Source organism: Mesorhizobium sp. M2A.F.Ca.ET.067.02.1.1, assembly GCF_004023285.1.
GTDB lineage: Bacteria > Pseudomonadota > Alphaproteobacteria > Rhizobiales > Rhizobiaceae > Mesorhizobium.
The window spans coordinates 1-7,080 of record NZ_RZSB01000278.1 but is presented as its reverse complement, the minus strand read 5'-3'; the positions used below and the strand labels follow the sequence as shown (position 1 = coordinate 7,080).

The 7,080-nt window shown below is 62.1% G+C and carries 6 protein-coding genes; 2 read left to right on the top strand and 4 right to left on the bottom strand.

What is annotated here, in order from left to right:
* On the top strand, positions 1-1,013 hold a 1,013-nt coding region (locus tag EOA28_RS19110; protein ID WP_128315153.1), incomplete at its 5' end, for an aldehyde dehydrogenase family protein.
* A gap of 20 nt (positions 1,014-1,033) precedes the next feature.
* Positions 1,034-1,609: a DUF1349 domain-containing protein gene (locus tag EOA28_RS19105; RefSeq protein ID WP_126063049.1), complete on the top strand. Its 576-nt coding sequence runs from the start codon at positions 1,034-1,036 to the stop codon at positions 1,607-1,609.
* Positions 1,610-1,730: 121 nt separating this feature from the next.
* On the opposite strand, the gene EOA28_RS19100 is transcribed toward EOA28_RS19105, so the two are convergent.
* From EOA28_RS19100 to EOA28_RS19085, 4 genes are all read right to left on the bottom strand, one after another.
* A complete protein-coding gene (locus tag EOA28_RS19100; RefSeq protein WP_127249352.1) occupies positions 1,731-3,014 on the bottom strand; it encodes an O-antigen ligase in 1,284 nt (427 codons plus the stop codon).
* Between the two features lie 40 nt (positions 3,015-3,054).
* A complete protein-coding gene (locus EOA28_RS19095) occupies positions 3,055-4,146 on the bottom strand; it encodes an acyltransferase (protein WP_128315152.1) in 1,092 nt (363 codons plus the stop codon).
* A 121-nt stretch (positions 4,147-4,267) separates the two neighbouring features.
* Positions 4,268-5,446, bottom strand: coding sequence for a polysaccharide biosynthesis/export family protein (locus EOA28_RS19090; protein ID WP_245463146.1), 1,179 nt, complete (start codon positions 5,444-5,446; stop codon positions 4,268-4,270).
* A gap of 199 nt (positions 5,447-5,645) precedes the next feature.
* Positions 5,646-6,323, bottom strand: coding sequence for a sugar transferase (locus EOA28_RS19085; RefSeq protein WP_042645112.1), 678 nt, complete (start codon positions 6,321-6,323; stop codon positions 5,646-5,648).
* Positions 6,324-7,080 lie beyond the last annotated feature (757 nt).

The following is a 7,080-nucleotide window of genomic DNA, read 5'->3' as shown; positions in this document are numbered from 1 at the left end:
GCATCATCACGCCATGGAATTTCCCGATCGCCATCCCTGCCTGGAAGATCGCGCCGGCGCTGGCCTACGGCAACACCATCGTCTTCAAGCCGGCGGAGCTCGTTCCCGAAAGCGCCTGGACCATCGTCGACATCCTGCACCGCGCCGGCCTGCCCAAGGGCGTGCTCAACCTCGTCATGGGCAAGGGCTCGGTGGTCGGCCAGGCGATGCTCGACAGCCCCGACGTCAACGCTATCTCCTTCACCGGCTCGGTCGGCACGGGCAAGCGCGTCGCCGCGGCAAGCGTCGAGCACATGCGCAAGTTCCAGCTCGAAATGGGCGGCAAGAACCCGCTGGTCGTGCTCGACGATGCCGACCTGGCCGTCGCTGTCGATTGCGCCGTCAACGGCGCCTATTTCTCGACCGGGCAACGCTGCACGGCGTCCTCGCGCCTGATCGTCACCGACGGCATCCACGACCGTTTCGTCGACGCGGTGAAGGAACGCCTGGACAAGCTGGTCATCGGCGATGCGCTGGACGCCAAGACCCAGATCGGCCCGGTCGTCGACCAGACCCAGCTCAAGCAGGACGAAGACTATATCGCCATCGGCCGCCAGGAAGGTGCCGAGCTTGCTTTCGGCGGCGACCGGCTGGAGCGTGGCACGCCGGGCTTTTATCTGCAGCCGGCGCTGTTCGTCGGCTCGACCAATGCGATGCGGATCTCGCGCGAGGAGATCTTTGGGCCGGTCGCCAATGTCATCCGCGTCAAGGATTATGACGAGGCGCTGTCAGTCGCCAACGACACGCCCTTCGGCCTGACCTCGGGCATCTGCACCACCAGCCTGAAGCATGCGACGCATTTCAAGCGCAATTCCGAAGCCGGCATGGTCATGGTCAACCTGCCGACGGCGGGTGTCGACTTCCATGTGCCGTTCGGCGGCCGCAAGGGCTCGAGCTACGGGCCGCGCGAACAGGGCCGCTACGCCATGGAGTTCTACACCACGGTGAAGACGGCCTATACGTTCGCCGGCTGATCCAATCGGGGAGGAGATCGATGAGCGTGGCCGACATGACATGGCTCAACCCGCCGCCGCACCACGCGGTCGGCGACGGCACGCTCACCGTCCGCACCGGCAAGGACACGGATTTCTGGCGCGAGACTTTTTACGGCTTCTGGCGCGACAACGGTCATTTCCTCTACCGCCCCGTCGAGGGTGACTTCAGCGCCGAGGTCACCGTCAAGGGCGACTACAAGGTGCTCTACGATCAGGCGGGGCTGATGCTGCGTCTCAGCGAAACGCATTGGATCAAGGCCGGCATCGAATACACCGACGGCCTGGCCTATTTCTCGGTCGTCGTCACCAACGACACCTCCGACTGGTCGCTGGTCGCCATCGCCGCCGGCAAGGACGGCGTCAGGATCCGCCTGACCCGTCACGCCGAGGCGATCCGCATCCAGTATCTGGATGCCGCAGACGGCCATTGGAAGCCGGTGCGGCTGGCCTACTTCCCGGTCTCGAAATCGGTCGATGTCGGCATGATGTGCTGCTCGCCGCAGCGCGAGGGTTTTGAGGTGACGTTTTCCGATTTTACCATCGCGCCGGCGATTTCGCGGGACCTGCACGACTGACATCGGGAGCGGTTGTGGACAAACCCACCCTTCTCTTTGCGCACGCTGACGAAGCTGTTGAGTCGAAACTGTCGCCTCCGGCGCAGTGGTTTCCCCCCGGATTTGCGCTTGGCTATTCTGATCAGACCGGCGCCGGGACGCGGCCGTTGGCAGGCCTCTCGTCCTCGACCGGAACGGCCACCCTGCGGCGCCGGAAGGCCGGCAACGGGGTCAGCCTGAACAGGCCATAATAGACGATGAACGACGCCATGAAGTAGGGGCCGAGCATCTCGACCTCGAAGAAGGAGCGGATCAGCATCAGTCCGATGGCACCGGCAAGCACCACCGAATCGGCACTCCAGTCGCCGAACACCACTTTCGACACATGGCCATAGAAAGCGCGCAGGATGACCAGCGCCAGCAGGGTGGCGCCGATGAAGCCGATTTCCACCAGCGTCTCGACATAGGTGTTGTGGAAGTGGAAGCCCGTGCGGGTCGAGATATAGAATTCCGCCCACAGCCGCTCCGGATCGGCAAAGCCCTGCACCCAGTAGGCGGCGTAGCCATAGCCGAGCAGCGGACGCTGCTGCGCCGCCTCCCAGCCCTGCTCCCACAGATAGGTGCGGCCGGTGAGCGTCGAATCCTTGCCGAAGATGCCGAGCACGACATCCAGCAGGCCCAGGTTGAGCGCTGCCACGACAGCCATCACCAGGGAGCCGGCGCCGACAACGAACAGCACGCGGCGATAGCGCTGCGACAGCACCTTGCTCATGGTGAGCAGCGACACGACGCCGATCACGGCCGGCAGCGAAGCCACGGACGTCGCCGAATGGGCGATTGCCAGCATGTAGACCGACAAAAGCATGATCGGCGCGGTCCAGGCGAAGCCAAGCCAATTGCGCCGATAGAAGACCAGGAACGCAAGGCAAGAGAAGATGCCGAGCGAGGCGAAGAAGCCGACCTGGTTCTTGGAACCGAAGGCACCGACGAAATTGACCGTGCCGTCCATGATGTCGAGCGCATAACCGCCGACTTTCAGGGAATAGAGCAGAACGACGAAGATACCGATCAGCGAGCCCACCAGCAGCGTGCGCACGCTGATGGTGCGCGCCGCGACATAGGCGCAGACGATGTGCGAGGTATATTGCACCGCCGCGCGCGCGCTGACGCCCGCCGCCTGGGACCAGAACACCGACAGGCAGACATAGAGCGCAAGCGTGATCGGCAGCCAGGCGGTGGAAAGCCTCCAGGTGAAGCGCCGGTAGTCGACGAACAGCAGCGGCAGCCAGACGGCATAGTAGGCGAGGATCAGGATCTGGCCGAAATTGGGCGAATAGGCGAAGGCGATCACGGAAACCGCGACCGCGAAGGCGCCGTAGGTCTCGTTGCGATCGGGATCGATCAGAATGGATTTCGGAATCTTCATGCCGGATTTTGTCCGTTGAGCCCTTCTTGAATGAGCGGCGCTAAGCCACGGCTCGCGCGCGCTGCATCTGCCGCTGCAGGAAGCGCCGCACCGGCTCGTCGTAAACGCGCGTGGCGATGTCCGCGATCACGACGACCGAGGCCGCCATGACGATACCGAACCAGGGATGGTGCGCGAAAGGATCGATGGAGAAAGCCTTGCCGGCTCCGGCGATGATCATCAGCATCGGCGTGTGGATGATGTAGATAGGGTAGGAAATCCGCCCGAGCCAGCCATAGACGCCAGACAGAAGCGGCGCGGTCGGCGCCACCGCGCCGGTCGCCACCATGATCGGGAAGACGATGACGATTGCGGCAAGATCGTAGACAACGCGCGCGCCGCCGGCCGGTGCGACGGCGAAGACGGCAAGGGTGAGCAGGATCGCGCCTTCGACCCACAAGCCGCTCCGCAGGAAGCCGAGACTGCCCTGCCAGCGCGCCATGGAGCGGCAAAGCAGCACCCCGAGGAAGAACGAGAAGGTGACCCGGGGCAGCCCGCTGACGATGGTCTTGCCGGTCATGCCGAAATCCAGCGTGCCGGCGAAAACAGAGGCCGCGACGAGCAAGACGAGGCTGACGACGACGATCCCCGTCAGCACGCGCCGCGACAAAAGGACGAACACCGCGACATAGGCGATGTTGACGATCAGCTCGAAAAACAGCGACCACGAGGCCGGATTGAGCGGGAAGATCGTGTGATAGGCGTCGCTGACCAGCGGGATGAAGAACATGCCGGTCGTCAGCTGCAGGCCGATCTCGGACAGCGGCACGTACTCGGCCGGCATCAGCCTGTTCTTGACCAGCAGATAGAAGAAGCCGAGCAGCGTGCCGGCAAGATAAAGCGGATAAAGCCGGATCAGGCGGATGGCCACGAACGAGCCGGATTCCATGCCGTTCTCGATCTTGCGGTCATAGGCATGCGCTATGACGAAGCCGCTCAGCAGGAAGAAAAGGTCTACCGCGAGATAGCTCGACGGCAGCACCTTGCCATCCGCCAGGAACGGCGAGAAGTGATAGAGCATGACGCTGATCGCCGCCACGCCGCGGATGGCGTCGAGGTTCAGATACACGTGACGCGGGGCTGCGGGCTGCATGCTATGCCTTCAAGCGGTCCAAACAAGATCCCCCGCTCGCGTCGTGCGCGAACGAGCCTGACGTGTTCCTCCCGCCTCCGTTCCTCGGTTCGCTGCGGGGCAAGCTCGGGCCGGCGGCGCGCTACTGGCTGGCCGTCGGCGCCAGCTTCACCTTGATCACGTCGCCCGGCAGCACAGGCGTGTCTTCCTTGGCCTCGATCTCGCTCGTCTTGCCGTCGGCGACCCGCACCAGCGAATAGAGCAGGGGCGGTTCTTGGCTGCCGGTGAGGGCGGCGGTCGTTGCCGGATCCGACGCCTGAGCGATCAAGCCCTTCTGCATGCCGACCCTCAAGCCCGCCTCGTTCAGGCTCGCCTCCGTTTGCTGCCGATCGGCAGTGAGGCTCGAGCCCAGTGTGTTACGGGCGTCGATGGCGTCCTGTTCTGCCTTGCTGATCGACTGCTTGGCGGTGAGGATAGCCGTCTCATAGTCCAGGATCTTGCCCTGCAGATCGGCGACCGTCTGCTGCGAGGAAAGCAATCTCGCATTGGCAATCAGCCCTTTCTGCGCCAGCGGACCGATGCTGTTTGCCTGCTGCTCGGCCAGGTCGACCTGCTTCTGCTGGTTGGCGATCTTCTTTTGCAGCGATTCGATTTCCGACTGCAGAACACCCTTCAACTGGTCGAGCGCATCGAGCTTCAGCTTCAGCGACTTCTGGTCGGAAATGAGGATCGCCGTTTCGTCCGCGACGATCGTCGTCAATCTCGAATCGCCCTGGATTTCCTGAGGCACCTCGAAAGTAGTTTTCCCCGCCAGGTCGGCATCGATGCGGGCTCGCCTGACCATCAGCCGTAAGCGCTGGTCGTCATAGATGTCATAGCTGCCCTTGGCGGTGATCAGATCCTTTTCGATCTGCGGGCCGTTGTCGGCATTGCGCCGAATGCCGCCGGCGATGCTGATTGCCTTGAGCACCGTCAGATCGGGCACGAAGGGAAACTGGCCGGGATTCTGGACTTCGCCCGAAATGTAGAACGGCCGGAACTGCGCCATCTCGACCGAGGCTTCCGGCTTGTCGGGCAGCGCTAGCTTACGCTGCAGCGCGAGCCCGATCGCCGAGGCGATCTCGGCCGTCGTCTTGCCGGCGGCCTGCATGTCGCCGACGAACGGCACCGAGAGCGTCCCGCCCGGACCGACCGAATATTCGCCATTGACGGCCGACCAGTCGCGGAACGTGCCGTCGACCGTCTGCCATTCGGCGACGCGGATATTGAGCTTGTCCTGCGGGCCGAGCTGATAGTCGCCGGCGGCGGCGAATTGCGGCATGGCCAGTGACGCCGCAAGCAAGAAGCCCGCGACGCGGGCTGGTGTCCGAGATATGAGACTGCAGGCGAAAGACAGTCCGAAGAGGTCTTTTGTCAAATGAACGTTTCCGATCCGCTTTGGCCCCATCCGCCCGAATGAGATCACTGCCGGATGCCTACCCCGGTTGCCGCGGGGCAGGCCTGTTGGTCGATAGTTCCGGTCAATAGCTGCCGCGCGACATCCACACGGCAGGAACTGTCTTGAAGATGATGCGAATGTCCTCGAACAATGACCAGTTCTCGACATAATGGCGATCGAAGGCGACCCGCGTGTCATAGGATACGTCGTTGCGGCCGCTCACCTGCCACAGCCCGGTGAGACCCGGACGTGACTTCAGGTAATAGACGGCGGCGCTGCCATAGATTTCCAGCTCGTCGCGCACGACCGGGCGCGGGCCGACAAGGCTCATGTCACCCTGCAGGATGTTGAGGATCTGCGGCAGCTCGTCGAGGCTGAGCTTGCGAAGCACCGCGCCGACGCGGGTGACGCGCGGATCGTTCTTCAGCTTGCGCGTCGCGATCCATTCGGCGTTGGCCTCCGGATTGGCCGCCAGATAGGCGGCAAGCACGCGCTCGCCGTCCGGCACCATGGTGCGGAATTTGAGGCAGGAGAAAATCCTGCCGCCACGGCCGATTCGCTTGTGGCCGTAAAAGATCGGACCGTTGTCCGAAAGCTTGACCAGCAAGGCGACCATCAGGAAAAGCGGGCTGAGCAGAACCAGCCCTGACAGGGAACCGACGATATCGAAGCTGCGTTTGAGCAGACCGCCGATGGGGGGTGGAAAATCAACGCCGACCTGCGCAAAACCCGCATTAGCCGACTTGGCGACATCCCTCATGCAGAAGCTCCATACGTTGAACGGATGGTTTACGGCAAGATATCAAAAAAATGCTGCAGCGCAACACACAATTTCCCATCGCGCTGAAATGTTCACGTCATGAATTGACCAAATAATAAACCTTCCCTGCCCAAATTTTCACCTTTGTGGCGCGTTTATGACAAGGTGACAGAAAACCAGGAAAATGTAGTCCGCCTTTCAGGCCTTTTTTGGACAGTTCGTTCTTTGCTGCAGACGAAACGCGGTTGCATGGCACCGGAAGCACTCGCAACGGTAAGTTATTCAGGTAAAATACTATTCAAAGTCGCGGGTTTGACTGAGCCGAGAAAAGCGGCATTGAATAGCCGCTCAAGCCGCAGTGTGCGACGCAGCATGGCAGAGTCGATCTCGTAAAATCATTGGAAACCATACCTGCCGGGCCTTGCTCCGATCAGCCCGCCTTAATAGAGTCGCAAATTGTTCCTGTCATAGTCTGCATGGGTAAGGAAGGCCGGAAGCAACCGGCCGGATTGGGCAGCCAGAAAGAGCTCTTTGGCGCAACGGGGAGTTACGCGGGTGGGTAAGTCGCAGCTTCTGCATGCTCGTCTCGGTTGAGAGGCCGGCGAACATGTCTCTGCCAAAATTCATCATAGGCATAATGTTCGCGCTGGCGATCGTCATCGGCTGGTCTTATTTCGACGGCGCGTCGGCGGGCACCATCCTCTTGCGTGCCATCGTTTGCGCCGTGATCATCCAGGCAGGCTATTTCCTTCTGGTC